Below are 26,984 nucleotides of genomic sequence, written 5' to 3'. Positions count from 1 at the left end.
TCCCCATGATTGCCTCGCCGCGTTATCTAGATAAAGGCGCATCGGCCCTTTCTGTGGCCTTTGCGCCTTGCTCTTATGGTGCAGAATAGGCTACGCCCGGCACCCGAAGCGGCGACCAGCGCAGCGGGAAAGGATGGCCAGACATCATGGGGCTTTCAAACGATCAACTGGACCGATATGCCCGCCATATTGTGCTTCACGATGTGGGCGGTACGGGCCAGATGCGGCTTTTGAACGCGCGTGTGGCGCTTGTGGGGGCGGGTGGTATCGGTTCGCCCGCCGGGCTTTATCTGGCCGCTGCCGGGGTGGGGCATCTGACCATCCTTGATGATGATCATGTGGCATTGTCCAATTTGCAGCGGCAAGTTTTATACAGCACAAAAGATGTGGGCCTGGCGAAGGGGACGGTGGCGGCCACGCGGCTAAAAGCGCTTAATCCCGATATAGAGATCAGCGCCCGTCCCGTTCGGTTGACCGATGACAATGCCGCCGACTTGCTGGCTGGCCATGATCTGGTTCTGGATGGTTCAGATAGCTATAAAACCCGGCTGGCGGTCAATCGGGCGGCGGTGGCTTTGGGGATTCCTTTGGTATCTGCTGCCCTTGGCCCCTTTGAAGGCCAGCTTTCCGTGTTCAAAGGCCATGATCCCGCTCTCCCTTGCTATCAATGCCTTGTGCCGTCTATCCCCCCCGATGAAGAAGCGCAAAGCTGCACCGCGCTCGGGATTTTAGGGGCCGTGGCCGGGGTGATGGGAAGCTGGGCTGCCCTGGAGGTGTTGCGGGAAATTACCGGCGTGGGGGAAAGCCTTGCAGGGCGGCTTTTGCTGTTTGATGCCAAAAGCACCCGCACCCGCACCGTTGGTTTGCGTAAAGATCCTGCCTGTCCGGTCTGTGCCGCACCACTTTGCTTGTAATCCATATGCCCGCACATTAGCTTCGTTGGAAATACTTACAATTCAGGGGTCAAATAATGTCATTTCTGCCGTCCTTGCCGAAGAAGACCAATCTTTCCGATGTCATAAAAACCTTTCCGCAGGCATGGGAGCCCATGATGGATTTCCATGATGTGGTATTGCGTGGGGACAGCCCCTTGAGCATCGCCCAACGCGAGCTGATTGCCGCTTATGTGTCGGGGCTGAACAACTGCCATTTTTGCCTGAATGCCCACACGGTTTATGCGGAAGATTTTGGCATTGGCGAAGATGTGATCGGCCCCTTGCTGTCCAATCCGGATAGCGCTCCTGTGGATGAGGCCATGCGCCCCATTCTTGCTTATGTACGCAAGCTTACCTTGGAGCCGGGCAATATCACCGAAGCCGATGTCCAGGCGATTCTGGATGCGGGCTGGTCGGATCAGGCGGTGGCGGATGCCAATAAATCAGCCGCTTTGTTCAATTTCATGAACCGCGTCATTCTTGGTATGGGTGTGGATGATTTCGACGATTTCTATGGTCGTCGTCTTGCCGCTGTGCGCAAAAAACCCATGGAAGAGCGGGTGTCCGCCAATGAAACTGCGCTCAATACCCAGCATTACCGCAATTATGGTAAGCAATTGGGTATTATAAAAGACTGAAGATCGGCGCGTAGCCTTTTGTTCTGCAACGACAAAAGGGGCCTAATAGGGCCCCTTTTCTATTGATGACGGTGCTTTTCAGTCAGGACGGGGATTTTCCCGCCAGCACATCAGCGATGAGCGTTTTGGTATTTTCAAGGCCATAAAGCGCCACGAAGCCGCCAAAGCGCGGTCCCTGGCTTTGCCCCAAAAGCGTTTCATAAAGCGCTTTGAACCAATCGCGCAGAGTGTCGAATGGTTGGCTTTTGCCCGATTCATATACCTCGGTCTGAATGGTCTGCGCATCCGCATCAAGGGGCAGTCTGCCCAAGCGTTCAAGCAGATCACATAAGGCGGCCCGTTCCATATCCGTTGGGGCGCGGAAAGATTTGGTGGGGGCCACGAAATCTTTGTAATAGCGCAGCGCATAGCCCATCAGCCGGTCCAGTTCGGGATGGCTTTGGGCGGAGGCGCCGGGCGCATAGCGCGATACGAATCCCCATAATGCCGCTTTGTCATGGGCATGGCTGGCGGATACCAGATTGAGCAGCAGGCTGAAGCTTACCGGCAGATTGAACTGCGGCACATCCCCCAGATGCACATGCCAGGCAGGGTTTTTAAGCTGTGCTTCGGCGTCTTCGCCATGAAATTTTTCAACGAAGCTGTAATATTCGTCCACCGTTTTGGGGATCACATCGAAATACAGCTTTTTCGCCTTTCTGGGGGCCTGAAACATATAAAGCGACAGGCTTTCGGGGGAGGCATAGGCCAGCCATTCTTCAATGGTCAGGCCATTGCCTTTGGACTTGGAGATTTTCTCGCCTTTTTCATCGAGAAAAAGCTCGTAATTGAAGCCTTCAGGCGGACGACTGCCCAGAATACGACGAATGGCCGAGGATAATTTCACCGACTCGATCAAATCTTTTCCGGCCATTTCATAGTCCACGTCCAGCGCATCCCAGCGCATGGCCCAATCCACCTTCCACTGACATTTCACATGCCCGCCGGTAACAGGAACGGTGAAGAGCGCGCCGTCTTCATCGCGGAAGGTAACGGTGCCGGCATCGGCATCCATATCTTCCAGCGGTACTTGCAACACTGCACCGGTTTTCGGGCTGAGCGGCAAAAAGGGACAATAGGTTTTGCGGCGCTCTTCCCCCAAGGTGGGGAGCACCACATTGATTACTTTTTCATAATTGCGCAGAATTTTCAGCAGCGTGGCATCCATGGCACCGGAGCGATAACAGTCGGTGGCCGAACGAAATTCATAATCAAAGCCGAACTGGTCCAGAAAGGCACAGAGCCGGGCATTGTTATGGGCCGCGAAACTTTCATGGCTGCCAAAAGGATCGGGCACCATGGACAAAGGCTTGCCCAGATGGGCGGCCATTGCGTCTTGATTGGGGATATTGGTCGGCACTTTACGCAAGCCGTCCATATCATCGGAAAAGCAAATCAGCTTGGTGGGAATGTCCGACAACAGCGAAAAGGCATGCCGCACCATGGAGGTGCGCACCACTTCGCCAAAGGTGCCCATATGCGGCAAGCCGGAAGGGCCATAGCCGGTTTCAAACAACACATATCCCTTGGACGGCGGCCCGTCTTTATAGCGTTTGACCAAAGCGCGGGCTTCTTGAAACGGCCAGGCGTTAGAGGCTTCGGCCAAGGCGCGCAAGGCGGCGGGGGTCTGCGAGGGATCGGTGTCGGTCATGGGTTTTGCACTGTGTTAAGGGAAAAATTTGACGCGCAAGCCATAGGCTCTGCGCAGGTTGCGGCTTTCATATAGGGGCAGTTGCGCCTCCTTGTCACGCCGGTTTTGGCCTATGGGGGCGAGCGCCGTCTTGGCGTTAAGCGCTTTTTGCCCTGTCTTTTGTCTCGCCGGATTGAATGTCGATGTTTTTGGGGCGGGCCATGGCCTTGACGTTTACGTAAACGTTAATTATATAAAGAGGCAACCGAGAGGATGACCATATGGCCAATGCCTTCCATAGTACCGCCAGTTATTCCATTGCTGATCTGTCCCGTGAATTCGGTGTCACGCCCCGGGCCTTGCGCTTTTATGAAGATCAGGGCCTGATCTCGCCCCGCCGGGAGGGACAGTCGCGGGTCTATTCCGCATCCGATCGGGCCCGCATTGCGTGGATCTTGCGCGGCAAACGGGTGGGATTCTCTCTTGCTGAAATCGCCGAAATGCTTGATCTTTACAGCCTTGGCGATGATCGCGCTGCCCAACGCCGGGTGACGCTGGAGAAATGCCAGACCCGCCTTGCCGATCTGAAGGCGCAGCGCGCCGATATCGAACAGATGATTGTTGAGTTGACGGCCTTCACCGATCTGATCGGTGATCTGATTGACCATCCCGAACGCGAAGCCATGGCAAAAGCGAAATTTCATGCCGCGCTCGGCTCGGAAGGTATTGGCTCTGCCGATATCGAAACCGCCCATCCTGTTTCTGAACCGTTAGACTAATCACCAGCTAGAAAGGGTCGACAATGCCCAGCTATCGCGCTCCCGTTAAAGACATGAGCTTTATCTTGAACGAGCTGTTGCAGCTTGAAAAATTTTCCAATCTTCCCGGCTTTGAAGATGCCACCTCCGATCTTGTGGCGGCGGTTCTCGAAGAAGGCGCAAAATTCTGTGAAAATGAGCTGCAACCCTTGAACGCGTCCGGCGACCATGAAGGCTGCACCCGCCATGATGATGGGTCCGTGACAACGCCCAAGGGCTTCAAGGAAGCCTATGAAAAATATGTGGAAGGCGGCTGGATGGGTTTGACCCAGTCTCCCGATTATGGCGGACAGGGCCTGCCCCATGTGGTGGGCTTTGCCTTTGAAGAAATGCTGATCAGCTCCAATATGGCGTTTGCCATGTATCCCGGTCTTACGGCCGGTGCCATTGCGGCCCTTAGTGCTGTGGCGTCTGACGAGATCAAGAATATCTATCTGCCGAAAATGGTTGAAGGCCGCTGGACCGGCACCATGAACCTGACCGAGCCTCATTGCGGGACCGATCTGGGGCTTATCCGCACCAAGGCCGTGCCGGAGGGGGATGGCAGCTACAAAATTTCCGGCACCAAGATCTTCATTTCCGCCGGTGAGCATGACCTGTCGGAAAATATCGTGCATCTGGTGCTGGCAAAATTGCCCGATGCCCCGGACAATGTGAAAGGTATCTCGCTGTTCGTGGTGCCGAAATATCTGGTCAAGGAAGATGGCTCTATAGGAGAGCGCAATCCTGTTACCTGCGGCTCCATCGAAGAAAAGATGGGTATCCACGGCAATTCCACCTGCCTGCTTAATTATGATGGTGCCAAAGGCTGGCTGGTGGGTGAGGCCAATAAGGGTCTGGCCGCCATGTTCATCATGATGAATGCAGCGCGTCTGGGCGTGGGCCTGCAAGGCTTGGCGCTGTCGGAAGTCTCTTACCAGAATGCCGCCGATTATGCCCGCGACCGTATTCAGGGCCGGTCTTTGACCGGGACCAAAAACCCCGATGCCAAGGCCGATCCCATTATCGTGCATCCCGATGTGCGGCGTATGCTGATGGAAGCCCGTGCCTTTAATGAAGGCGCACGTGCCCTTGGTCTTTGGGGCGGCTTGCAGGTGGATCTGGCCCATAAAGCGCAGTCGGAAGAAGAGCGCCAGTTGGCCGATGATCTGGTGTCTTTGCTGACGCCGGTGATCAAGGGTGTGTTCACAGATCAGGGCTATCTCAATGCCACCAATTCCCAGCAGGTTCTGGGTGGCCATGGCTATATCCGCGAATGGGGGATGGAGCAATTCGTGCGTGATGCCCGTATCGCCATGATCTATGAAGGCACCAACGGTATTCAGGCCCTTGATCTGGTGGGCCGCAAGCTGGGGCTGAATGGCGGTCGTGCCATCCAGACCTATTTCAAGATCGTCGGTGGTTTCATCAAGGAAAATTCCGAAGGCGATATTGCGGAATTCACAGCCCCCTTGTCGAAGGCGCTGAAGGATTTGCAGGCAGCCACCATGTGGTTGATGCAGAATGGCATGAAAAACCCCGACAATGCAGGGGCCGCGGCCACCAGCTATATGCATCTGATGGGCCTTGTAGCGATCGGCTTCATGTGGGCGCAAATGGCGAAAGTGGCGCTTGTTGCCCTTGAAGCGGGTAAAGGCGATGCCGAGTTTTATCAGAACAAGCTGATCACCGGCCGCTATTATGCCAAGCGCATATTGCCTGAAAGCGGGGCGCATCTCGCCAAAATCGAAGCGGGTGCAGAGCCAATGATGGCGCTTGGCGCTGACGCGTTTTAACGGCGCGCAAGACGCACCGCCAATTACGGGGGGTGGGGACGGTTCGGCATTGTTGTCTCCGCCCCCAGCCCCAACATCTTCGTTAGTAGATTTCAGCGCTCATCGAGCAAGGAAAGGACGATCCCATGGCCGAGGCATTTATTTATGACGCCGTGCGTACCCCGCGCGGCAAGGGCCGCAAAGACGGCAAATTGCATGAAATCACCCCCATTTCGCTGGCAACCCAGGTTCTGGAAGGTCTGCGTGACCGCAATGAACTGGACACCGGCCTTGTGGACGATGTGATTTTCGGCTGTGTGTCGCCTGTGGGCGAACAAGGGGCTTGTATCCCGCGCGTTGCGGCGATGAATGCGGGCTATGCGGAAACGGTGGCCGGGGTTCAGGTGAACCGTTTTTGTGCATCGGGCCTAGAAGCCAGCAATATGGCCGCAGCGCAGGTGATGGCCGGGCAAGCCGATCTGATGGTTGCCGGTGGTGTGGAAGCCATGAGCCGCGTTCCCATGGGGTCTGATGGCGGTGCCTGGGCCACTGATCCGGCCGTTGCCATGCCCACCCATTTCGTGCCGCAGGGGATTTCCGCCGATCTGATCGCCACCAAATATGGCTTTAGCCGCGATGATGTGGATGCCTATGCCATTGAAAGCCAAAAACGCGCCAAGGCCGCTTGGGATGACAAGCGCTTTGCCAAATCCATCTTGCCGGTGAAAGACGTGATCGGTGAAGTGGTGCTGGATCATGACGAACATATGCGCCCTGAAACGGACATGCAGTCGCTTGGGGCCTTGAAGCCTTCTTTTGCGGAAATGGGAGCCAATTACGGCTTCAATTCTGTGGCATTGCAGCGCTATCCCGAGTTTGAAAAGATCAACCATGTGCATCATGCGGGCAATTCTTCGGGCATTGTTGATGGCTCGGCAGCGGTGCTGATCGGCAATCGTGAAGTTGGAGAGCGCAGCGGCATGAAACCGCGCGCCCGCATCCGTGCTTATGCGTCCATCGGCTCCGAGCCCACCATCATGCTCACCGGCCCGTCCTTTGCCGCTGAAAAAGCGCTGAAACGTGCAGGCATGACCCCCAATGATATCGATCTTTGGGAACTGAACGAGGCTTTTGCCGCCGTGGTTTTGCGCTTCATGCAGGCATTGGATGTGGATCATTCCAAGATGAACGTGAATGGCGGCGCCATCGCCATGGGCCATCCGCTTGGGGCCACCGGCGCCATGATTCTTGGCACCATGGTGGATGAGCTGGAACGCTCGGGCAAGGAAACAGCGCTTGTGACTTTGTGCATCGGCGCGGGCATGGGCACCGCCACCATCATTGAACGCGTCTGACAGACCGACAGGGAACAAGTGAAATGACCAAGACAATCAAATTCCGCGTCGAAGACGGCATTGCGATCCTTGGGATCGACGTCCCCGGCCAGTCGATGAACGTGATCACCGAGCAATTCACCAACGAGTTGGAAGAATGCGTCGATAAAGTGCTGGCCGATGATGCCATTACGGGCGCTGTGATCTGTTCGGAAAAACCGGCCTTTATGGCGGGTGCTGATCTGCGCATGCTGGGCGGCTTGTCCGCCATGGCGAAAACCGCCACACCGGGCGAGATTTTCCAGAATTCCGTGCGGCTGAACCGTATTTTGCGCAAAATGGAAACCGGCGGTAAAAATGCCAAGGACCTGATGCGCTCCAAAACCAAGCCTTTCGTTGCAGCCATCAATGGCACGGCGCTGGGCGGTGGTTTTGAAATCCCGCTGGCCTGCCATTACCGTATTGCCGCCGATGACGGCTCGGTGAAAATGGGTCTGCCGGAAGTGATGGTGGGTCTGCTGCCCGGCGGTGGTGGCACCCAGCGTTTGCCGCGTCTGATCGGTATTCAGGCGGCGCTTCAATTCCTGACCACCGGCAAGAATATGTCGGCAAAAGATGGCTTGGGCTTTGGCATTTTGAAAGCCCTCGCCCCGCGCGATGAACTGGTGGAAAAAGCCAAGGAACTGGCCAAAGCCAATCCCAAAGCCATTCAGCCTTGGGACGAAAAAGGCTTCCGCTTCCCCGGCGGGGGCGGTGCCATGCATCCCGGCTCGGTACAAACCTTCATGGCGGCCAATGCCATGGCACAGGACAAGACCTACGGGAATTATCCGGCGGTTCAATATATCCTGTCTTCGGTTTATGAAGGCTCGATCATTCCCATGGATCTGGCTGTTGAAGTGGAAAGCAAATACTTCACGCGTCTGATTGTGGAAGGTCAGGCGGGCAATATGATCCGCACGCTGTTTGTGAACAAAACGGCGGCTGAAAAAGGCGCGCGCCGTCCCAAGGGCTTCGACAAGATGCCGACCAAGAAGCTGGGCATGTTGGGCGCGGGGCTCATGGGCGCAGGCATTGCCTATGTGTCTGCTGCGGCGGGCATGGACGTGGTGCTGATCGACCGCGATCAGGCCAGCGCCGATAAGGGCAAGGCCTATTCTGTGAAGCTGGTGGAAAAAGCGGTATCGCGCCGCAAAATGTCGAAAGAAGAGGGCGAGGCGCTTTTGGCCCGCATCACCGCCACCGATGATTATTCCAAGCTGGAAAATGCCGATCTGATCATCGAAGCGGTGTTTGAAGACCGTGCCTTGAAAGCGGATGTGACGAAGAAAGCCCTTGCGGTTACCGGCGATGACATCATCTTCGCGTCCAACACCTCCACATTGCCCATCAGCTCTTTGGCTGAAGCTTCGTCGAATCCTGAAAACTTCATCGGCATCCATTTCTTCTCACCGGTTGAGAAAATGCCGTTGGTGGAAATCATCACCGGCGAAAAAACCGGCGATAAAGCCACCGCCAAGGCGCTGGATTATGTGCAGCAAATCAAGAAAACGCCGATTGTCGTCAATGACAGCCGCGGATTCTATACATCGCGCTCTTTCGGCACCTATGTGATGGAAGGCTATGCCATGGTTGCCGAAGGGATCAATCCGGCGCTCATTGAGAATGCCGGAAAGATGCTGGGCATGCCCGTTGGTCCGCTGGCCGTGGGCGATGAGGTGGCGATCGATCTTAGCTATAAGATCATGAACCAGACCAAGAAAGACCTTGGGGCCGATTATCAGGCGTCACCCGGCGATGTGGTGGTGGATACTTTCGTTGAAAAGCTTGAACGCTTTGGCCGTAAAAACGGCAAGGGCATGTATGTGTATCCTGAAGATGGCGGCAAGAAATATCTCTGGCCCGGCATTTCGGATCACTTCCCCCGCGCTGCAGAACAGCCCACGGTGGATGAAGTCAAAACCCGCCTTCTTTATCGCCAGATTGTGGAATGTGCCCGCTGCTTTGCGGAAAATGTGCTGACAACGCCTGAGGACGGCGATCTGGGCGCGATTTTCGGCTGGGGCTTTGCGCCTTGGACCGGTGGTCCCTTCAGCCATATGGATTTCATCGGCTTGGCTGCTTTCGTTGCGGAAGCCGATCGTTTGGCCGAAGCATATGGCGAGCGTTTCCGGGTTCCCGATCAATTGCGCGATATGGCCCAAAAAGGGGCCAGCTATTATCCGGCCGGAATTCCGGCTGCTGCGGAATAATCCCTGCGTTCGATTGAATACAAAGCCGGCGGGATCTTCTCGCCGGCTTTTTTCATGGGAAAGCCCCTTGGGCCATATATCTTTCAAGATGGGATGGCCTTCATTTCAGGCGCTATGCCTTGAACCCGATCTCCAGCTTGTTTTGAACCGCATCGGCCAAAGTATATTTGTTTAGAGTTTGGATGAAGGCGTTATTGGCTTCAAAAAGATAGTGTTTCAGCTGGCATGATTCCGTGATCTTGCAGCTATTGGTGCTGGCATCGAAGCATTCCACCAGATCCATGGATGGCTCCAGGCTTTGCACGATATCTCCCAATTTCAGCTCTATGCTATGAGGGGCAAGAGCAATGCCGCCGCCTTTGCCTTTGGTGCTCAGGATATAGCCAAGCTGTGCCAGTTTATGGACCACCTTCACCAGATGATTGCGCGAGATGCTGTAATGGTCGGCGATTTCCCGCACGCTACATTTTTTCTCTGGCGAAGAGGCCAGATACATCAGGCTGCGCATACCAAAATCCGTGAATGTCGTGAGCTGCATCGATTTTCCTTGCCCGCCCGTTTGAAATGCTTATAAGCCATAATATGTAGAAGATATACATATTATGGAGTCTCTCATATGCTAAGCGATCAGACCATCGCCATTGTGAAATCCACCGCACCCATCCTTGCCACCCATGGCGAAACATTGACCCGCCATTTCTATCAAAGAATGTTTTCCCATAATCCCGAAGTACGTTCTTTTTTCAATGCCGCCAATCAAAGTGCCGGGCTTCAGCAACGGGCTTTGGCGGGTGCGATTTGCGCTTATGCAGCCAATATCGATAATCTGGGGGCGCTTAGGGATGCGGTTGAACTGATCGCCCAAAAGCATGCGTCTTTGCAGATTAAGCCAGAGCATTATCCCATTGTCGGCGAGAATTTGCTGGCCTCTATCCGTGAAGTTCTGGGCGAAGGCGCAACCGATGAGGTGATTGACGCATGGGCGCAGGCTTATGGATTTCTGGCTGATATTCTGATTAACCGGGAAGCACAGATCTATCGGGATCTGGCATCGGCAGATGGTGGCTGGGAAGGGTTCAAAGCTTTCGAGGTGATCAAGAAGCAGCGCGAAAGCGATGTGATCACGTCCTTTTATCTGGCTCCCAAAGATGGCGCGCCTTTGCCCCATTTCAAGCCCGGGCAATATATCACCTTGCGCCTGCCGACACCCGATGGCCAGACCACCATGCGGAATTACAGCCTGTCGGATATGCCCGGCCAGAACTGGTTCCGCATCAGCGTGAAACGGGAAGATGGCAAGGGCGCGGAGGTGCCGGGTGGTTTTGTTTCGAATCATTTGCATAAGGCTATCGAGCCCGGTGCTGTGGTCGAGGTGGCTCCGCCCTGCGGCGAATTTTTCCTTGATGTGACCAAAGAGGTTGAGCGTCCTTTGGTGCTTTTGGCGGCTGGGGTCGGGATCACGCCGATCCTGAGCATATTGCTGGCAACCCTTGAAACAACGCCGAATCGACCGATTCTGTTTGTTCATGGCTGCTTGAACGAGCGCACACAGGCCTTCAAGGAAACCATCGACCAGTTGGCGCAGAAATATCCCAATCTGACCACCCATTACCGCTATAGCGAGCCTGATGCCGGTGCGGCGCCACAAGGCGAGAATAGCAGCATTGGCTTCATCGATCAGGACTTGCTGGATCAATTGCTACCCAGCCATGATGGCGAGTTCTATTTCTGCGGCCCGCAGCCATTCATGGTGAATGTGTATCACGATCTGCTGGACTGGGATATTCCGCCCGCTCAAATCCATTTCGAGTTTTTTGGGCCAAGACAAGCGCTGGACTCAAAGCCGGACGCAACCTCCCGCGCCGCCTGAACGGGTGAGTCGTTTCACCAGCCCTGTCATCTTCGACATATGTTCGCGGGTGACAGGGCGCTATCGTCATATAATCGCGGGGCCGGGCTCGATATCATCGGTGTCGATATAGCGCGGATTGTCCGGCTTTTTATAAACGCCCCAACCAAACAGGCGCACCGCCCGGAAAATGGGCATCCGGACCCGGCTTTGGGCCGCTTTCATGCCTTGATCCAATATCAGGTCGGCATATTTCCGGTCGCGTTTTTCCGGTGACCGGTTGGGCAGATCCTGCCAGGCAATATATAGAAAATCATGGACGATCGAGGCTTCCAGATGCCGTCCAACGCGCCCGGCAACAGCCCGTGCAAAGCTTGGCACCGAAGCAAGATCGGTCAGCATTCCTGCGGGAACGGTGATGTTTTTGGTGATGCCGTCTATATCTATGGCAATGCGATAAGGCTGTGCCACCACATAATCGGCCCCTCGCATGGCGGTTCCGAAAGGGATGCCCCGCCGCGCCCGATAGAGATGCAAAGGCGTTAAATAGCGGAAATTGGTGATCTCTTGCCACGGACCGTTTGGATAGGGGTCTGCGATGATCGGCGTGACATAGCGCGGCGTGTCAACGGACATGCCTCTCTCCCTTCCCCTTTCTCAGGTGGACATGATTCGAGCGTATAGAGTGGCCCTGTTGCTGCCTTTGATAAAGGAAGAACTGGAGCCCCGGATCAAGTCCGGGAATGACGCGAGGGTGTGTGGGAATGACGGTGGGCCCACAGCCTTGAGTACGGTCCATGTGAGCATCGACCCCAACACCGGCGATCATGACGGCTTCGGGTCGAGCGGAGCGGGACCAGTTAAAAATGACGAGCGGGGGAAGCGGATTGACCTGAAACGGCCTTTTTTCCAAAATGCCTTTCCCGCTAGGGAATGGTGGAGCCGAGGGGAATCGAACCCCTGACCTCAGCAGTGCGATTGCTGCGCTCTCCCAACTGAGCTACGGCCCCTTAAAGGATGGCTTCGATAGGTGAAGCGGGGCGGACAATAAGCATCTCAGCTACTCTTCGCAAGAGGATATTGCACCTCATCGACCAATATGAAAAGCTGGATTGGCCGCTGTGTCGTCCTCCTCCCTCGCGAAAGATCATTTCATGCGATATCGCTTTCTTGCCTTGATGTTTTTCAGTGTTTTGGCCACGACAGCTAAGGCGCAAAGCGGCGCAGATGAAACCCGTGTGACAAAGCTGGAAAGTCGGGCCTTTTCATTGAGCCATCAAGTGGAGTTGCCTGCATCGACATCCGAAGTGTGGGCGGCTATTACCAATGATATCAGTGGGTGGTGGGATCATAGTTTTGCAGACACCCCGGCGCGGCTCTTCATCAAGGCGCAGCCCGGCGGAGCCTTTTACGAATATTTTGATGAAGCGGGTCAAAACGGCGTGGTGCATGCGCGGGTGATCTATGCCGAGGAAGAAAAGCGGCTGGTGTTGGATGGCCCGCTGGGGTTTAACGGCCATGCGGTGACGATCATCACCATATGGGAACTGCAGCCGGGAGACACGAAGGACAGCGCGATACTGACAGCCCGTCTTTCTGTCTCCGGCGTCTATCAGGATGGCTGGGATATGGCGCTCAAGGGTGTGTGGGCGCATTTCCTGAGCGGGCGCCTGAAAGGCTATTTGGAGGCGGGCTGCCGCGACGGCGGCCCATGCGCTGCCTTTCCATGAGCCTCCTTTAGACCCGATATCTTAACGATTGACCAAAAGCGCATAAAGCGTGGGATTGTCCGGTGCGCCGGTGGCTTTCAGGCCATTGGCATTTTGATAATCCGTCAAAGCCCGCATCAAGGCATCCCGGCCATGGGCTTGCTCATCCAGAAATCCTTGGCTTTCCAAAGCCGCGCGTACCTCATCAAGGGTAGAGCGATAAAGCCGGATGGGGCCGCTTGGTCCTTCAACAATCACCAAGGGGCTTTCGCTGTTTACCCGCGTGTCTTTCAGGCTTTGCGCCATTTGATATGCGGCTTCGAAAAACCGGCGCTCTTTATTGGCTGCGCAGAACCCGCGCAGGGACTGCATTATATAAGCATCGGACTGCCAATCGACGATGTCATAGGTGTTGGGTTCATATTGATTGAACGAGGTGAGATAGCCAGATACCCAGCCCAGAAACATGGGCAAGCGGGGATCGTTGGCTTCCAATGCCACAAGATAATCGGCGCACGGGGCCAGTCCCACACCTTTGATGGCAAAATTGCCGTCCCTGTCCCCCGCCTGAGCCTTTGGCGCCAGCGCAAGCATGCAAAAAGAGAGTGTAAATATCGCGATCCGACAGAGGGCCATGATCCTATCCTGCAATTGAAAAAAGGGCAGGAGCGACGGAACCGCTCCTGCCAAAAGAATAGCGAATGGAGAAAAGATGTCAGCCTTTTACCATCACCAAACGCTTGCGTTGTAAGGCTGCAAACAGCGCCAGACCCATCAAAAGCAACAACAGGGCAGGCGGAACCGGCACAGCCAGTGCGGGCAGCAAGAAGCTGGCCAAGAGCGGATCATGGTCGGTGAAGGCATTCAGGAATTCCGCATTCATATGCACGATATCAAACAGCACATCGGCACTGAGCAGATTGTCCGTGACGAAAATATGATCCAGCAATTGGCTATTGCCTTCAAAGATGAAGCTATAGCGCTCCTCGGCCGCCAATAGGGACGCCAGATCGGTCAGGATTTGATCAAGGCCCAAACCAGCCAGCGCTTGCAAAGGTGGCAAGAAAGCGAACTCGTTCAAATCCCCCAAGGCAATGACATTGGCTGTGGGGTTGAGGGCCAGCAATCCCTGGATGAAATCATGAACGAACTGCGCTTGGGCTGTGCGGGCGTCTTCTCCACCATTGGCGGGAGGCTGAACTGAGCCGAACAACGGGTCCGAGCCACCTTTGGACCGGAAGTGATTATTGACGATGGTCACTTCCTGCCCGTTGAAAACGAAGGTGGCAACCAATGGCTGGCGGGAATTGTTGAAGGCGGCATCCGTATCGGCACCGGGCACGGCCATGACCGATCCGGGCACCAGATCGACGCGATCAGGATTATAAAGGAAGCCTGTGCGGATATTGCCGCCCGGTTGGCCACCGCTGGTGCCGTCAGCAGGGGCAACATCGGCAAAGGCATATTGCGGACCGCCCAAAGCCACAATGGCGTCGATTAATGCCTGATAGGTCTGGGAGGCATCGGTCACCCCGTCATTGGTCGGGCCGCTATTATCCTGAATTTCTTGCAGGCCAATCACGTCGGGGCTGCGCAGACCGTCAACGATCTGCTGGGCAAGGGCTGCGAATTTGTCGTCCCCGCTTTGGGCCGACAGATTTTCCACATTGAAGCTGGCCACCGTCAAACGATCATCCTCAACGGGGATGCTGGTGGTTTCTGCCACAAGGCCACCCGCCGTTACGGTGGGGGCATCGGTTGGCAAAAGTTCGAAATTCCCGAAGCTATAGCCGATCACGCCGGTCACATCCCCCAAACCGTCGCCGATTTGCACATCAGGAGAATTGCCCGTTAACAAGCTGTCATCAATCTGCAAGCGCTCAGGGTTCAAATCACCATCGGAAATGGTAATGCCGCCCCGGTCATTCATGCCCGTGGCATCGGCACCGGCATCGGCCACCACATAAATTTCGCCGAAATTATTGGTGGGGGCGACCGCTTGCGCGTCGGAAATGGTGACCCGCATGCCCTCGAGGCTTTCATAAAAATCGATGCCATCTTCATTGGGATTGAAGGCGGCAAAATTGTCGCTATCGATGCTTGATGTGGGAGGCGTCCGTCCGGCCGATCCAATAATCACCGCAGGCGGCAAAGAGTTGCCCGAAGAGGCAACCGTGATTGTTGGAGAGGTGATTTCAGTGATGGAGAGATTGCCGGAAGAGGCGCCACCGGGCGTGAATTCATCGACCGTGCCGGTGATGGACACATCGTCGCCAATGGCGACGGTTGGCGTGCCGCCAGTGAACACAAAAATGGCATCGGATGTGGCATCATTGCCATCACCATTTGCATCCTGAACATAAAAGCCATTGCTGGCGATGGCGGTAACAATGCCGCTGGTCTCAACCAACTGGCCATCAAAGGCCGAGCCGTGGCTTGCGCCCTGGATCTCATAAATTGCGGCGACTGTTGCGTCGGTTCCGCCATTGCCGCCACCGGTGTCGCCACCGCCGGAATCACCACCGCCGGCACCATTGAAGGTTTGGCCGATATTTGCGGCCCCAGCGGTTTGCGCTGCCGGAGCGGCCCATGTAAAGTCAGAGGTTACATTGCCCGAAGAATCGGTAGTGATATTTCCGGTTAATTGCAGGGAAAAACCGACCGGCGTAGAGCTGGTTTCCCGCACACCGATATCGGTGCTGGTAAGGCCATTGGCTGCTCCATTGGTCGCAGTGAAGCTGCCTTCATAGCTAAGGAATTGGATGACGGTATTGGTGTTATCCACAAGAGCGATGCCATCGGGACTTCCATTCTGGATGGAATTGGACGGGCCGCTGACCGTTTGAAAGCCAAAACCATTGGCCTGATCCGTTAAAGTGCCACTTAGATTGAAGGTGTTGTAAAGCGCCCCGCCATTGCCATTGTATAGTTGCAGGGTCCAACCGGTCAGGTCGGTGCCTGCCAGCCCGGCAATTTCAATGAATTCACCGGTATCGGTGCCGACATTGTCATAATGGAATTCATTGATAAATGGCGTCGCCCAAGCGGGCTGCATCACCGCAAATATGGCTATAGTTGCCGTGGCCCACCGGCTGAAGCGTCTACGCATGGCACAAATCCCCTCTTTTATTAATAACGCCATATTTTGTTATTTAGCAAAATTCCAATGGCCAAGAAAGTTAAAATTTTAATAATTAGTTAACTTTTTAAAAAGGGATGAGTCGGGGACGCTTATGTCTGCCGCTGCTCTTGATACTCATAAAGTCCAACGGCAAGGAATGCGGACTTTTCTACCGAAAATCTGTTGTTTTTGCTGGTGGGTCAAAGCATAGAGGCCACGCTCGTTTTCATTTTCGGGCCGCAACGACCGGGACAGCCCGGCATTATATAAGGGATCATCATGGCGTGGATTTTTTTGTTTTTTGCCGGTTTGTTTGAAGTGGTGTGGTCCTATTTTATGAAGCAATCCCAAGGCTTCACGCTGCTTGTTCCCAGCATTTTGATGGTTGTTTCGATGATTGCCAGCTTCTGGCTTCTTTCCTTGTCTTTGAAGGCTTTGCCGCTGAGCACCGCTTATACCATCTGGACAGGCATTGGGGCCGTGGGCGCCTTTCTTGTTGGCATTACCGTTTTGGGTGAACAGGTCAATGCCGGGCGGGTTATTGCTGCTTTGTTGATTGTTTCTGGCCTGCTGCTGATGAAGATGTCTTCACCTAATTGAACAGGTTCCGGATGAGGCCGCCGGTCATAAATAAAAAAGGCACCGAAGACGGTGCCATTTTTAGTGATTCTATATGATAAGAGCGTTTAGCGCAGTACCCATGATAGCGGCAGAATAAATGTCAATTCCGCATCGCTCAGATCAGAGGGAGGGGTCGGAAGCGGATTGATTCGCTCCATCAGCTTGGGCACTTCCCGGTTCAACACTTCATGGCCGGTGTCTTCCAACATTTCAAAATTGGCGATTTTGCCATCGCGGTCGATGGTTACTTTCACACGGGCGCTGCCTTCAATTTCGCGGCGCAAGGCGGATCGTGGATAAACCTGCTTTTGGGCGACAACCTTGGCGATGGATCGTTTCCAGCTGGTAGCGTCTGCAGCATTGGCACCCGTTGCCCCGGCCGCCATCACAACTCCCGCGGTGAGGCCCAAGATCAGCCCCTTGAATGATGGTCTCATGCTTTCTGCCTTTCTTCGTGCACATTTTTTAGGCGAAGGGAGCTTCTGTCAGGCATTTTGCCCCTTTTGTTCCTACGCATGAGCTAGATTAAGGAGGATTCGTAAAACTGCATTTAAGGAATATACTTAATAAAATTTAACCTTTCGGGCTTTGTTGGGCCTTCCGGCCAAGGAATTTACCAATAGTGAATTTGCAGACTTGCGTTGCGGCGATGAACCACTATAGTGCGCGGCAATCCGCTGGCAGAGAGACGCTGGCGGGCTTTGCGGAGCGGTGGCCGAGCGGTTTAAGGCGCACGCCTGGAAAGCGTGTTGGGGTGTAAGCCCCTCGAGGGTTCGAATCCCTCCCGCTCCGCCAGTTATCATTCAAGAACCCGAGATAAGGTCCCAGTGGGGGCCTTTTTTGTTTTGAAGCGGTTTTCGTCTTTTTCATCAAGAAGCACAAATCAGATCAGGTGGACCGTTGATGGTTTGCGGCCATCACCTGATCGTTTCCGTGGGTCGGGTTTCAAGATTGGTGGTGACGAGTGCGTTGGGCTACGTGCGTATTTTTATGATGCGTCATCAGGTGCTCGACGATTCGCGCACTGGCTTTACCATCGCCGAACAATTTGCGCAGTCGGGCCATGCCTGCATAATAGGTCGGGTGATCCAGCAGGCGATTGGCCTGGGTCAAAATGCGCTCTTCCGATTGCCCCACAAGAATTGCCGCGCCGGCATCCACCGCTTCTTGTCGTTCTGTAACATCGCGCAGCACAAGGATCGGCTTGCCCAATGATGGCGCTTCTTCTTGCAAGCCGCCGCTGTCCGAGATCACAAAATGGCAGGTACGCAACAGGCAGACTGTTGCCGCATAATCCAAAGGCGGCACCAGAGCTATACCGGCCTTCCCATCTAAGGCCGAATGCAACGGGCTGTGCACTTGCGGAGAAGGGTGGGTGGGCAAGATAATGTCCACATCGCCCCGTGCAGCAAGGTGTATCAAGGCCCGCGCCAAGCCTTGCAAGCGTTCTGCCCGCTGTTCTCGCCGGTGGCAGGTGACAAAAATCAACCGTTTGTCTGGCCGGGAAAGCGGCAATTGCGCCTGTGTCCGGGCTAAAAGATCCGCATCCTGATCCAGCCGCACGCACATTTTATGCAAAGCATCAATGCCACTATTGCCGCTGATCAGAATGTTCTCTCTGGCGATGCCTTCCCGCTCCAGACTCAAGGCCGCCGCCGCCGTCGGCGCCGCGTGAAGCGTTGCGATGGGGGAAATCATGCGCCGATGGGCTTCTTCGGGCCAAGGGTTGAGCGGGTCGTGGCTGCGCAAGCCGCTTTCCACATGCAAAACGGGAATGGCCGCATAAAATCCGGCCAATGCTGCTGCAAAGGCGCTGCTGGTATCGCCTTGCACCACCAGCCAATCGGGTTGTTCCGCATCCAATATATTCGACAGCCCGTCAAGAATGGCCGCGGTGAGCGCGGCAAGGCTTTGTTCGGGAGCCATCAGGTTCAGGTCATATGTGCTTTTAAGGCCAAATTGTTGCAACACCGGCTGCACCAAATCCCGGTGTTGCCCCGTCAGGCACAAGCTGTGCGTGATGTCACGTTTTTGCTCGAACTCCAGAATGAGGGGAGCAAGTTTGATAGCTTCTGGGCGCGTGCCAATGACAGACAGGATGTGCACAATCCATATAACCCGTGGCATTGGGGGCAAAGCACCATGCAGCGCCCCTTTGAAGTACACTTGATACGGGTATTCTTTCCAGTTATTCGTGCAACTGTCCAGTGTTTATTTAGAGTTGTTTCACTGAATGAGGCTCATTCCACCGTTACCGATTTTGCCAGATTGCGCGGTTGGTCCACATCGGTGCCTTTATGGACGGCGGTGTGATAAGCGAGAAGCTGCACAGGCAGTGCATAAAGCAAAGGCGTGGCCATGGGGTGGACCTGCGGCAGTTCGATGCTGGCCATAGCCATATCACTGTGATTTTTCAGGCCGTCTTTGCAGCTCATCAAAATCACTTTTCCGCCGCGGGCAATGGCCTCTTCCATATTCGATACGGTTTTTTCAAACAAAGGCCCCATGGGGGCAATCACCACAATGGGGACGGCTTGATCGATGAGGGCAATGGGGCCGTGTTTCAATTCCCCTGCCGCATAGCCTTCGGCGTGAATATAGCTGATTTCCTTGAGCTTCAGCGCACCTTCAAGGGCGATGGGATAATCGGTTCCACGGCCCAGATAAAGCACATCGCGGGCATTTGCCAGATCGGCTGCGATGTCGCGCAGCTTTTCATCATGATGCAAAACCTCTGCCATGCGAGAGGGGACTTCGCTCAAGGCTTGTACCAATGTGGCCTCCAAAGAGCGGTCGATGGTTTTGCGCAAGACGCCAAAGCCAATGGCAAGGGCAGCGAGAACACTGAGTTGGCAGGTGAAGGCCTTGGTGCTGGCGACACCGATTTCCGGTCCTGCATGGATGGGAAACACCATATCGGCTTCGCGGGCCATGGTGGATTCCGGCACATTCACGATGGCGGCGACCGTTTGACCTGCCTGTTTGCAATGGCGCAGGGCTGCCAGCGTATCTGCCGTTTCGCCCGATTGCGAGATAAACACCGCCAAGCCGCCTTGGGAAAGAACCGGCGCGCGATATCGAAACTCCGAGGCGATATCCACATCCACCGGAATGTGGGCATAGTGTTCTATCCAGTATTTGGCGACCATGGCCGCATAATAGCTGGTGCCGCATGCTATCAGCGTGACGCGCGAGATGGTTTTGGGATCAAAGCATAGATCTTGCAGCACAATGCGTAGGTTTAAAGGATCGATATAGCTGCTGAGGGTTTGCCCGACGACAGTGGGTTGCTCGTAGATTTCCTTGAGCATGAAATGGCGGTGATTGCCCTTGTCCACCAAAGCCCCGGTGGCGGCGGACAATGTGACGGGCCGTTCAACCGCAGCGCCGGTCATATCGAATATCTGCACAGTGTCGTTGGATAATTGGACCCAGTCGCCTTCTTCCAGATAACAAATGCGATTGGTTAGTCCTGCCAAAGCGATGGCATCAGAGCCCAAATAACTTTCCCCTTCGCCATAGCCCACAACCAGCGGGCTGCCGCGCCGCGCGCCAAACATCACGCGGTCTTCTCCATTGATCAAAATGGCAAGGGCAAAGGCCCCTTCCAATTGGTCGAGGGTATCTTTCACGGCATCATGTGGGGAAAGGCCTTGGGCGATGCGGTCGCTCAACAAATGGGCGATGACTTCCGTATCGGTGTCGCTGGCAAAGCGGTGTCCGGCGTTTATCAGGGCGTCGCGCAGTTCTTTGAAATTTTCGATAATGCCATTATGGACCACCGCAACATGCGCCCCCAGATGAGGATGGGCATTGGCTTGGGTCGGAGCACCATGGGTGGCCCATCGGGTGTGGCCGATGCCGATCAGGCCCTCTAGCGGAGATTTTTCCAACACCGCTTCCAGATTGCGCAATTTGCCGCTGGCCCGGCGGCGGTCCAGCCTGCTGTTGCACAAGGTGGCGATGCCTGCGCTGTCATAGCCGCGATATTCCAGCCGACGCAAAGCGTCCACCAGCCGGCCTGAAACAGGCGCGCGCCCGACAATGCCAATGATGCCGCACATGATGGTCCACTCCCTCGTCTGTTTATTTTTTACGTTGCTTGGCGGCGCGGAATTTTTTTGCCCAGCCGGGGCGCGTTTGCCGCTCGGCTCGGGTGAGCGCCAGATCGTCGGCCTCCACATCCCCGGAAAGGGTGCTGCCTGCGCCTATAATGGCCCCGGCCCCGATGGTAACGGGGGCTACCAACGCGGAATTGGAGCCGATAAAGGCTCCGGCGCCGATGCTGGTATGGTATTTTGAAAAGCCGTCATAATTGCACGTGATGGTGCCCGCGCCGATATTGGCATGGGCCCCAATACTGGCATCGCCGATATAGCTTAAATGGCTGATCTTGGCGCCCTCTTCCACTTTGGCCTTTTTGATTTCCACAAAATTTCCCACCTTTGCTCCAATGCCGATCTCGGCACCGGGCCGCAGCCGGGCATAGGGGCCAATTGTGGCATTTTCCGCGACATGTGCGCCTTCCAGATGCGAAAAAGCGCGGATGGTTGCGCCATCGGCAATATGGACGCCGGGGCCGAATACCACATGGGGTTCCACCAGAACATCCCGGCCCAGCTTGGTATCGTGGCTGAAATAAACGCTCGCGGGGTCAATCAAGGTGGCTCCATTTGCCATGGCGGCGTCCCGCATGCGCTTTTGAATCACCGCTTCCGCCTTGGCCAGATCCATCCGTGAATTGACCCCGATCAGATCGTCTTCCAAAGCCTCGACCACTTGCACGCTTGCCCCCAGGCTGCGAGCGATGGCCACCGTATCGGTGAGGTAATATTCGCCATTGGCATTGGAATTTGTCAGGCGTGACAGCAGGTCGGGCAATAAAGCGCCATCAAAAGCCATCACCCCGGAATTGCACAAGGATATGGCGCGTTCAGACGGGGTGGCGTCTTTATATTCGACAATGCGATCGAGCGCGCCATCGTCATCCAGAACCAGTCGGCCATATTGTGCCGGGTCTTTGGGACGGAAGCCCAGCACCACAAGGCCGGTTTTGCCGCTGCCATTTGGGGGTGTGCTGTGCAAACGGCTGAGCATTTGCGCCAGAATATCAGCAGGAATCAGTGGCGTATCGCCATAAAGCACCAAAATATCGCCCTCATGGCCGTCCAGTTCGGGGAGGGCTGCCATCACCGCATGCCCTGTACCCAATTGCGGCTCTTGTACGGCAAAGCGGATATCACGGCCTGCCATCGCCGTTTCCACTTGGTCGCGGCCGGCCCCCACCACCATCACTGTGCGGCTGGTTTGCACATGATCAAGCGTTGCCAAAAGGTGATGGATCATCGGTTGCCCTGCCAAGGGATGCAGCACTTTATGTTGGCTTGATTTCATCCGGGTGCCCTTGCCAGCAGCAAGGATGACGGCGGCAATGGCGCGGCTGGTCATGAAAGAATGGACCTCTTTTAATGAGCGACGATCGTGGATAGGTGAGCATAGTGTCTAAAAACAAGCGCAGGGTGCCACAGGGCGTGATCCAGTTCAAAACCCAATCATGGACGGCAGGGCACTTTTCTCTGTCAGTCTCTTAGGGGGAAGAGGGGAGCTGGTATGGGCAGCCACGCGTTACCCCATCATGTCCAGCGCTCGAGAGAGCGTTATGTGCGAGTCGGACTGGTCGGGACTAAGGGGGGAAATGGTGCCGGCTGAGGGACTCGAACCCCCGACCTTCGGTTTACAAAACCACTGCTCTACCAACTGAGCTAAGCCGGCCCTGCGCTTATATGGGGCTGAAGCACCCGCGCGGCTGGGAACCTATGCGGCGATGCGCCGAGAATCAATTGAAAAAATGCCTGTACGGGCGGTTGATAAGGCAGAGTCTGTTCTTTTTTCTTAGTTTAATGCGAAATAACATCCGGATAGAGATCGCCTGGTGCATGAAAAATGAAATTATCTCATTGAAGAATAAGGATGATTTTTGTGGTGATGTAGGAGAGTACAACACCTGTTGACATGCGCGTTCCGGTGTTATACATATGTAACACACTAAGGCGATGGGCATGACCCTCCCGCCAAACAACGACAGCAAGCGATAAACTCCGAAAAGGAGAGGCCCGATGGTCACGACAGCGAGGATAAGCGACTCTTTTAAAGGAAACCGGCGGATAAACCGCTTGGTTCCCACACGGCGGCATGATTTTCGAATCGCCCCTGTGCCCACCCTGTTTGGCATATCGTAACGGCGCCATGGGGACGAACCGGGGATAAGATGAAAGAATGCCAAAGAAAGAAACATCATGATCACGTCAGATTGGACGGACGATCAGCCGATTTACCGGCAATTAAGAGACAAGGTGGTGAATGCCATCATTGACGGCGACCTGAAGGAAGGGGAGCCACTGCCCTCGGTGCGAGCAATCGCCGTGGACCTGCAAATCAATCCGATCACTGCATCAAAGGCTTATCAGGAGCTGGTAGCCGAAGATCTGGTGGAAAAACGTCGGGGCCTGGGCATGTTCATCATTGAAGGTGCGCGCGGCAAGGTTTTGTCCAATGAGCGCCGCCGGTTTTTGGAAGAAGACTGGCCGCGCATTCTGGAACGCATAGACTCACTGGGAATCGATCCACAAGACTTGCTCGCAACAAGCGCTGAAAAAACAGGGGGCCGTAATGAATGACCACAAAATACATGCCGGAAATCCGGTGATCGAAGTCACCGGACTTGCCAAGCAATATGGGAAATTTACGGCTTTGAAGGGCGTTGATTTTACCATCCCTCTCGGGCGGATCTATGGCGTTATTGGTGCCAATGGCGCGGGCAAGACCACTTTGCTCAATGCCATTTTGGGGCTGATTCCCTTTGATGGCGATGTGCGGGTTTTGGGAAAAGACCCGGGGCGTCAGCGCGATGAACTGATGAAAGAGGTCTGCTTTATCGCCGATGTGGCCACTTTGCCCCGTTGGATGAAAGTCTCGCAGCTTCTGGATTATGTGGAGGGTGTGCATCCGCGTTTTTCGCGTACGGCCACGCTGAATTTTCTGGAGCGCACGAAAATCCCGCAAAACAAGGCGATCAAGGCCCTGTCCAAAGGCATGGTGACGCAGCTTCATCTGGCCATTGTGATGGGCATCGATGCTCGCCTTTTGGTGCTGGACGAGCCGACCCTGGGCCTGGACATCTTGTTTCGCAAAGCCTTTTACCGGGATCTTTTAGAAGAATATTTCGATGAAGAGCGCACCATCATCGTCACCACCCATCAGGTGGAGGAAATTGAACATATCCTGAGCGATGTGATGTTCATCCGCGACGGCGAGATTGTGCTGGATGCTCCGGCCGAAGATTTGAATGAGCGGTTTTTCGAACTGATCACCGACACTGATCATGCGGATGCGGCAAGGGCTTTGAACCCGATCCAAGAAAGCCGCTCTTTGGGGCGCTGCTCCTTTGTCTATGAAGGGGCGGATCGCGCCGCGTTGAAACAATTGGGCGACGTTCGCAGGATGTCGCTGGCCGATATCTTTGTCGCCAAAATGTCGGGAGACGGGGCATGAGTAAATTTTTGGCATTGGCCAAGCGCGAACTGATCGAGCACCGGACCGGCATTGTTTATGCACCGGCGATCATTACGGGATTGATGCTGGTCGTGGCGGTTGCATCACTGAGCATCGGTGCCGGAATCATGGTGCCCGATTGGCATGGCTCTGAAAACGAATATGCCTCCATAGCAGGCTTGTTGAACAGGCTGGCGGCGGAAGCTCCTTTGATGCGGGGCGGGCTGGTGGTCACTTTCCTGTCCATGATGTCCGCTCCAGCCTTGCTGATTTTGCCCTTTGTGATTTTTTTCATTCTACTGGGCAGCCTTTATGAAGAACGGCGCGACAGGAGTTTCCTGTTTTGGAAGTCCATGCCGGTGTCGGATACGCAAGAAGTTCTGGCCAAAGTGGCCGCAGGCATGGTGCTGGCACCGCTGGTTTTCCTGGTCGTCAGTATGGCTATGCAGGTTCTGACCCTGTTGGTGATCTCTGTCATTGGCGGCGTGCAAGGCGGGCCGGTGTGGACTGTGTGGCAAATCGACGTGATTTTGATAAACTGGCTGCAATCCCCGCTGGTGTTGATGATGTGGGCTCTGTGGTCTTTACCGGTTTTTGCCTGGGTGCTTTTTTGCGGTGCTTATGCCCCCCGCGCCCCCTTCATGTATGCCGTGCTGCCGCCTGTGGTGGTGGCGGTGGCTGAGGGCCTGTTTTTGCGCTCAAACTATTTCATTACATGGATCGGCACCCATCTGTCCGCAGCTCCGGTGATCCGTTCTATTGGAGAGCCGATCGCGGACGGTGCGCGATATGACGGGGGAGGCGAGGCTGACCTTGAAATCTTCATGCAGGAAATGAGCAAACCCGATCTGGGTGCGGTGTTTTCTACGCTCGGTTCTGTGGATTTGTGGATCGGTTTGGCGATTGCCGCCGGTCTCATCTACGGCGCGATCTGGTTCCGCCGTTACAATCTCTGACGCACTTAATCCTTGTCTTCACTGCTCTGGGGAAGGGCGGTGAAGACCTTCAAAAACAAAACAATCTATCCATGACAGTATCTGACGAGGACAAGACCATGAAAAACGTTCTGCAAGCGAAAGTTACACCGGAAACGGACAGCACGGTTCCCCTGACACTGATTCGTCACGCCCAGCGTCATTATAATAATCGCCGGGCTGTCCATGCGAATGAGGCTCGATCCTGAGTTTATCAGGACGAGGGTTGCTATTCTTCAAGCCCAGACGGGTTTGCGAAAGGCCGGGCCTATCCAAGGCGTGGCCTTTTTATATGCGCTTATTGCTCTGACATTCCTTGTGTCAGGGCATAAAGGGCCACAGCGGCGGCATTGGATACATTCAGGCTATCGATCAGCCCGCCCGTTGCAGCCAACGGGATTTTCGCCAGCATATCGCAATGCTTGCGCACCAGCGGGCGCAGGCCCCGGCCTTCTGCGCCCAGCACCAGAACCAAAGCCGGACCAAGGTCGATCGAATCAAGTGTCGCCTCGCCCTCGCCGGCAAGTCCGACGCGCCAATAGCCCATCTGCGCCAGTTCATCCAGCGTTGCGGCGATATTGGTCACCCGCACCCATGGCACCACATCCAAAGCACCAGACGCCGATTTGGCAAGCACACCGCTTTCCGGCGGGGCATGGCGATCCTGTGTAATAAGGCATTGGGCGCCAAATACGGCAGCAGAACGCAAGATAGCGCCTACATTATGGGGGTCTTCTACCTGATCCAGCACTATGATCACCGAGCGTTCGGCCGCTTTGGGCGGGAAATCCAGGGCGGAATATCCGGGAAGCGGCAAGACCTCCAACACCACGCCCTGGGTGGGAGAATCGCCGGTGGCATTGGGGCCGGACACCAAAGACTTCAGACTGTCCATGTCGGTGATTTCGACAGGAAGGCCCGTGGGTAAGGCGCATAGGGAGGTTAAGGCGTCCAAGCCGTTTTTGGTGGCATAAAGCCGTTTGGCCTGTCTTTTTGGATTCAAAAGCGCTGCGGCAACCGCGTGTTTTCCGAACAGCAATAATCCGGGAGCCCTTTTGCTGGGGCGGTTGGCTTCTGTGGAGGCGGTGCGCCGTTTTTCCGGGGCTTTTCTGGCCTCTGGAGCGGGGCCGCGCCCGGGTGTTTTTCTGCGAGATTTTTTTTGCTGTGCCATGGCTTCGCTATAGGCATAACGGGCTTTGGGCGCAAGCATCCACCATGGGGGGTGCCGTTGCGGATCATGGGAAAATGCTTTTGGTGATGAATTTCCCGAAGAGGAATGTTGACAAGGCCTTCCATTTGCGGATAGTCCGGCCCCACACGGCTCGGAAGTGAACGGGCCGTCATGTGTTTTGGAGGGGTGGCCGAGTGGTTAAAGGCAGCAGACTGTAAATCTGCCGGGTTTCCCTACGCAGGTTCGAATCCTGCCCCCTCCACCACTTTTTTCCCGCAATGTTCAGACAGATAACGGTCAGACATTGAGGGAGCCGGACAGGTTGCCGGCCGGGTTCGCGGGTGTAGCTCAATGGTAGAGCCCCAGCCTTCCAAGCTGGTTATGCGGGTTCGATTCCCGTCACCCGCTCCAGATTTAGGGGGCACATATGCCTCTCTGGGCCCGTCGCTGCCGATCCGTCGGAATTTGCGCAATGAATCGCCCCGATGGGCGCGGTGAGAACGAATTAATAGGACTGGGCAATGGCGAAGGCAAAGTTTGAGCGGAGCAAGCCGCATGTGAACATTGGCACGATTGGCCATGTTGACC

At 55.2% G+C, this 26,984-nt stretch carries 23 protein-coding genes, 4 tRNA genes and 1 other RNA gene; 16 read left to right on the top strand and 12 right to left on the bottom strand.

Annotation, left to right across the window (positions count from 1 at the left end):
• Positions 1 to 146: 146 nt before the first annotated feature.
• A complete protein-coding gene (locus IEX96_RS02555) occupies positions 147 to 914 on the top strand; it encodes a HesA/MoeB/ThiF family protein (RefSeq protein WP_150004125.1) in 768 nt (255 codons plus the stop codon).
• 56 nt (positions 915 to 970) lie between these two features.
• A complete protein-coding gene (locus IEX96_RS02550) occupies positions 971 to 1,573 on the top strand; it encodes a carboxymuconolactone decarboxylase family protein (RefSeq protein ID WP_150004124.1) in 603 nt (200 codons plus the stop codon).
• A gap of 82 nt (positions 1,574 to 1,655) precedes the next feature.
• On the opposite strand, the gene IEX96_RS02545 is transcribed toward IEX96_RS02550, so the two are convergent.
• Complete coding sequence (locus IEX96_RS02545; RefSeq protein WP_150004123.1) at positions 1,656 to 3,263, bottom strand: lysine--tRNA ligase; 1,608 nt, start codon at positions 3,261 to 3,263, stop codon at positions 1,656 to 1,658.
• Positions 3,264 to 3,523: 260 nt separating this feature from the next.
• On the opposite strand from IEX96_RS02545, the gene IEX96_RS02540 reads away from it, so the two are divergent.
• The 4 genes from IEX96_RS02540 to IEX96_RS02525 all read left to right on the top strand — a co-directional run bounded on the left by IEX96_RS02540 (position 3,524) and on the right by IEX96_RS02525 (position 9,400).
• On the top strand, positions 3,524 to 4,021 hold the full coding sequence (locus IEX96_RS02540; protein WP_188873442.1) for a MerR family transcriptional regulator: 498 nt from the start codon (positions 3,524 to 3,526) through the stop codon (positions 4,019 to 4,021).
• A gap of 23 nt (positions 4,022 to 4,044) precedes the next feature.
• Positions 4,045 to 5,835 carry an acyl-CoA dehydrogenase C-terminal domain-containing protein gene (locus IEX96_RS02535; protein ID WP_188873441.1) on the top strand — a complete coding sequence of 597 codons (1,791 nt, stop codon included), beginning with the start codon at positions 4,045 to 4,047 and terminating at the stop codon, positions 5,833 to 5,835.
• Between the two features lie 125 nt (positions 5,836 to 5,960).
• Positions 5,961 to 7,169, top strand: coding sequence for an acetyl-CoA C-acetyltransferase (locus tag IEX96_RS02530; RefSeq protein WP_188873440.1), 1,209 nt, complete (start codon positions 5,961 to 5,963; stop codon positions 7,167 to 7,169).
• A gap of 23 nt (positions 7,170 to 7,192) precedes the next feature.
• Positions 7,193 to 9,400, top strand: coding sequence for a 3-hydroxyacyl-CoA dehydrogenase NAD-binding domain-containing protein (locus tag IEX96_RS02525; protein WP_188873439.1), 2,208 nt, complete (start codon positions 7,193 to 7,195; stop codon positions 9,398 to 9,400).
• Positions 9,401 to 9,512: 112 nt separating this feature from the next.
• Here the strand turns inward: IEX96_RS02525 and IEX96_RS02520 are convergent, their stop codons facing one another.
• Positions 9,513 to 9,938 (bottom strand): Rrf2 family transcriptional regulator, encoded by a 426-nt coding sequence (locus IEX96_RS02520; protein WP_150004122.1) that lies wholly within the window; start codon positions 9,936 to 9,938, stop codon positions 9,513 to 9,515.
• A gap of 78 nt (positions 9,939 to 10,016) precedes the next feature.
• Here IEX96_RS02520 and hmpA point away from each other — a divergent pair, with 78 nt between their 5' ends.
• Positions 10,017 to 11,270: an NO-inducible flavohemoprotein gene (gene hmpA / locus IEX96_RS02515; RefSeq protein ID WP_150004121.1), complete on the top strand. Its 1,254-nt coding sequence runs from the start codon at positions 10,017 to 10,019 to the stop codon at positions 11,268 to 11,270.
• A gap of 66 nt (positions 11,271 to 11,336) precedes the next feature.
• On the opposite strand, the gene IEX96_RS02510 is transcribed toward hmpA, so the two are convergent.
• Entirely contained in the window at positions 11,337 to 11,885 is a 549-nt protein-coding gene (locus IEX96_RS02510) for a DUF1353 domain-containing protein (RefSeq protein WP_150004120.1), read from the bottom strand.
• 298 nt (positions 11,886 to 12,183) lie between these two features.
• Positions 12,184 to 12,259, bottom strand: a transfer-messenger RNA (tmRNA) gene (gene ssrA, locus IEX96_RS02505).
• A gap of 144 nt (positions 12,260 to 12,403) precedes the next feature.
• On the opposite strand from ssrA, the gene IEX96_RS02500 reads away from it, so the two are divergent.
• The gene (locus tag IEX96_RS02500; protein WP_150004119.1) at positions 12,404 to 12,979 is read left to right on the top strand and encodes an SRPBCC family protein; all 576 of its coding nucleotides are present in this window, start codon (positions 12,404 to 12,406) and stop codon (positions 12,977 to 12,979) included.
• A gap of 21 nt (positions 12,980 to 13,000) precedes the next feature.
• Here IEX96_RS02500 and IEX96_RS02495 read toward each other — a convergent pair whose 3' ends face one another.
• A complete protein-coding gene (locus IEX96_RS02495; RefSeq protein WP_150004118.1) occupies positions 13,001 to 13,594 on the bottom strand; it encodes a peptidoglycan-binding domain-containing protein in 594 nt (197 codons plus the stop codon).
• A 79-nt stretch (positions 13,595 to 13,673) separates the two neighbouring features.
• On the bottom strand, positions 13,674 to 16,067 hold the full coding sequence (locus IEX96_RS02490; protein WP_150004117.1) for a DUF8508 domain-containing protein: 2,394 nt from the start codon (positions 16,065 to 16,067) through the stop codon (positions 13,674 to 13,676).
• A 291-nt stretch (positions 16,068 to 16,358) separates the two neighbouring features.
• Here IEX96_RS02490 and IEX96_RS02485 point away from each other — a divergent pair, with 291 nt between their 5' ends.
• Positions 16,359 to 16,679, top strand: coding sequence for a DMT family transporter (locus tag IEX96_RS02485; protein ID WP_188873438.1), 321 nt, complete (start codon positions 16,359 to 16,361; stop codon positions 16,677 to 16,679).
• Between the two features lie 86 nt (positions 16,680 to 16,765).
• Here IEX96_RS02485 and IEX96_RS02480 read toward each other — a convergent pair whose 3' ends face one another.
• Positions 16,766 to 17,137, bottom strand: a complete 372-nt coding sequence (locus tag IEX96_RS02480; protein WP_150004115.1) for an energy transducer TonB — start codon at positions 17,135 to 17,137, stop codon at positions 16,766 to 16,768.
• Between the two features lie 268 nt (positions 17,138 to 17,405).
• Here IEX96_RS02480 and IEX96_RS02475 point away from each other — a divergent pair.
• A tRNA-Ser gene (locus tag IEX96_RS02475) sits at positions 17,406 to 17,495 on the top strand.
• A gap of 150 nt (positions 17,496 to 17,645) precedes the next feature.
• Here the strand turns inward: IEX96_RS02475 and wecB are convergent.
• The 4 genes from wecB to IEX96_RS02455 all read right to left on the bottom strand — a co-directional run bounded on the left by wecB (position 17,646) and on the right by IEX96_RS02455 (position 22,472).
• The gene (gene wecB / locus IEX96_RS02470; RefSeq protein WP_150004114.1) at positions 17,646 to 18,827 is read right to left on the bottom strand and encodes a non-hydrolyzing UDP-N-acetylglucosamine 2-epimerase; all 1,182 of its coding nucleotides are present in this window, start codon (positions 18,825 to 18,827) and stop codon (positions 17,646 to 17,648) included.
• Between the two features lie 113 nt (positions 18,828 to 18,940).
• Positions 18,941 to 20,764 carry a glutamine--fructose-6-phosphate transaminase (isomerizing) gene (gene glmS, locus IEX96_RS02465; protein ID WP_188873437.1) on the bottom strand — a complete coding sequence of 608 codons (1,824 nt, stop codon included), beginning with the start codon at positions 20,762 to 20,764 and terminating at the stop codon, positions 18,941 to 18,943.
• Positions 20,765 to 20,786: 22 nt separating this feature from the next.
• A complete protein-coding gene (gene glmU, locus IEX96_RS02460; RefSeq protein ID WP_188873436.1) occupies positions 20,787 to 22,148 on the bottom strand; it encodes a bifunctional UDP-N-acetylglucosamine diphosphorylase/glucosamine-1-phosphate N-acetyltransferase GlmU in 1,362 nt (453 codons plus the stop codon).
• A gap of 248 nt (positions 22,149 to 22,396) precedes the next feature.
• Positions 22,397 to 22,472 (bottom strand) — tRNA-Thr (locus tag IEX96_RS02455).
• A gap of 527 nt (positions 22,473 to 22,999) precedes the next feature.
• Here IEX96_RS02455 and IEX96_RS02450 point away from each other — a divergent pair.
• From IEX96_RS02450 to IEX96_RS14180, 4 genes are all read left to right on the top strand, one after another.
• A complete protein-coding gene (locus IEX96_RS02450) occupies positions 23,000 to 23,377 on the top strand; it encodes a GntR family transcriptional regulator (protein WP_373293747.1) in 378 nt (125 codons plus the stop codon).
• Positions 23,370 to 24,251 carry an ABC transporter ATP-binding protein gene (locus IEX96_RS02445; protein WP_150004112.1) on the top strand — a complete coding sequence of 294 codons (882 nt, stop codon included), beginning with the start codon at positions 23,370 to 23,372 and terminating at the stop codon, positions 24,249 to 24,251. The genes IEX96_RS02450 and IEX96_RS02445 overlap by 8 nt, the downstream gene beginning before the upstream one ends.
• A complete protein-coding gene (locus IEX96_RS02440) occupies positions 24,248 to 25,207 on the top strand; it encodes a hypothetical protein (RefSeq protein WP_188873435.1) in 960 nt (319 codons plus the stop codon). The genes IEX96_RS02445 and IEX96_RS02440 overlap by 4 nt, the downstream gene beginning before the upstream one ends.
• Before the next feature lie 98 nt (positions 25,208 to 25,305).
• Complete coding sequence (locus IEX96_RS14180) at positions 25,306 to 25,434, top strand: hypothetical protein (protein WP_268238491.1); 129 nt, start codon at positions 25,306 to 25,308, stop codon at positions 25,432 to 25,434.
• An 89-nt stretch (positions 25,435 to 25,523) separates the two neighbouring features.
• On the opposite strand, the gene rlmB is transcribed toward IEX96_RS14180, so the two are convergent.
• Positions 25,524 to 26,435, bottom strand: coding sequence for a 23S rRNA (guanosine(2251)-2'-O)-methyltransferase RlmB (gene rlmB, locus IEX96_RS02435; RefSeq protein WP_229773481.1), 912 nt, complete (start codon positions 26,433 to 26,435; stop codon positions 25,524 to 25,526).
• 141 nt (positions 26,436 to 26,576) lie between these two features.
• Between rlmB and IEX96_RS02430 the strand changes: the two genes are divergently transcribed.
• Together IEX96_RS02430 and IEX96_RS02425 are read left to right on the top strand one after the other, a co-directional pair.
• A tRNA-Tyr gene (locus IEX96_RS02430) sits at positions 26,577 to 26,661 on the top strand.
• A 72-nt stretch (positions 26,662 to 26,733) separates the two neighbouring features.
• A tRNA-Gly gene (locus IEX96_RS02425) sits at positions 26,734 to 26,807 on the top strand.
• Positions 26,808 to 26,984: the final 177 nt, after the last annotated feature.

It is taken from the genome of Iodidimonas muriae, assembly GCF_014647255.1.
Lineage (GTDB): Bacteria > Pseudomonadota > Alphaproteobacteria > Sphingomonadales > Rhodothalassiaceae > Iodidimonas > Iodidimonas muriae.
Note: the sequence above shows the minus strand (reverse complement) of the source record. Positions and strands in the feature narration are given on the sequence as shown.

Bases quoted from the DNA above. Each gene is read 5' to 3' on its own strand.
- IEX96_RS02555 (WP_150004125.1), top strand. From the start codon at position 147: ATGGGGCTTTCAAACGATCAACTGGACCGATATGCCCGCCATATTGTG.
- IEX96_RS02550 (WP_150004124.1), top strand. From the start codon at position 971: ATGTCATTTCTGCCGTCCTTGCCGAAGAAGACCAATCTTTCCGATGTC.
- IEX96_RS02545 (WP_150004123.1), bottom strand. From the start codon at position 3,263: ATGACCGACACCGATCCCTCGCAGACCCCCGCCGCCTTGCGCGCCTTG.
- IEX96_RS02540 (WP_188873442.1), top strand. From the start codon at position 3,524: ATGGCCAATGCCTTCCATAGTACCGCCAGTTATTCCATTGCTGATCTG.
- IEX96_RS02535 (WP_188873441.1), top strand. From the start codon at position 4,045: ATGCCCAGCTATCGCGCTCCCGTTAAAGACATGAGCTTTATCTTGAAC.
- IEX96_RS02530 (WP_188873440.1), top strand. From the start codon at position 5,961: ATGGCCGAGGCATTTATTTATGACGCCGTGCGTACCCCGCGCGGCAAG.
- IEX96_RS02525 (WP_188873439.1), top strand. From the start codon at position 7,193: ATGACCAAGACAATCAAATTCCGCGTCGAAGACGGCATTGCGATCCTT.
- IEX96_RS02520 (WP_150004122.1), bottom strand. From the start codon at position 9,938: ATGCAGCTCACGACATTCACGGATTTTGGTATGCGCAGCCTGATGTAT.
- hmpA (WP_150004121.1), top strand. From the start codon at position 10,017: ATGCTAAGCGATCAGACCATCGCCATTGTGAAATCCACCGCACCCATC.
- IEX96_RS02510 (WP_150004120.1), bottom strand. From the start codon at position 11,885: ATGTCCGTTGACACGCCGCGCTATGTCACGCCGATCATCGCAGACCCC.
- IEX96_RS02500 (WP_150004119.1), top strand. From the start codon at position 12,404: ATGCGATATCGCTTTCTTGCCTTGATGTTTTTCAGTGTTTTGGCCACG.
- IEX96_RS02495 (WP_150004118.1), bottom strand. From the start codon at position 13,594: ATGGCCCTCTGTCGGATCGCGATATTTACACTCTCTTTTTGCATGCTT.
- IEX96_RS02490 (WP_150004117.1), bottom strand. From the start codon at position 16,067: ATGCGTAGACGCTTCAGCCGGTGGGCCACGGCAACTATAGCCATATTT.
- IEX96_RS02485 (WP_188873438.1), top strand. From the start codon at position 16,359: ATGGCGTGGATTTTTTTGTTTTTTGCCGGTTTGTTTGAAGTGGTGTGG.
- IEX96_RS02480 (WP_150004115.1), bottom strand. From the start codon at position 17,137: ATGAGACCATCATTCAAGGGGCTGATCTTGGGCCTCACCGCGGGAGTT.
- wecB (WP_150004114.1), bottom strand. From the start codon at position 18,827: ATGCCACGGGTTATATGGATTGTGCACATCCTGTCTGTCATTGGCACG.
- glmS (WP_188873437.1), bottom strand. From the start codon at position 20,764: ATGTGCGGCATCATTGGCATTGTCGGGCGCGCGCCTGTTTCAGGCCGG.
- glmU (WP_188873436.1), bottom strand. From the start codon at position 22,148: ATGACCAGCCGCGCCATTGCCGCCGTCATCCTTGCTGCTGGCAAGGGC.
- IEX96_RS02445 (WP_150004112.1), top strand. From the start codon at position 23,370: ATGAATGACCACAAAATACATGCCGGAAATCCGGTGATCGAAGTCACC.
- IEX96_RS02440 (WP_188873435.1), top strand. From the start codon at position 24,248: ATGAGTAAATTTTTGGCATTGGCCAAGCGCGAACTGATCGAGCACCGG.
- IEX96_RS14180 (WP_268238491.1), top strand. From the start codon at position 25,306: ATGAAAAACGTTCTGCAAGCGAAAGTTACACCGGAAACGGACAGCACG.
- rlmB (WP_229773481.1), bottom strand. From the start codon at position 26,435: ATGCTTGCGCCCAAAGCCCGTTATGCCTATAGCGAAGCCATGGCACAG.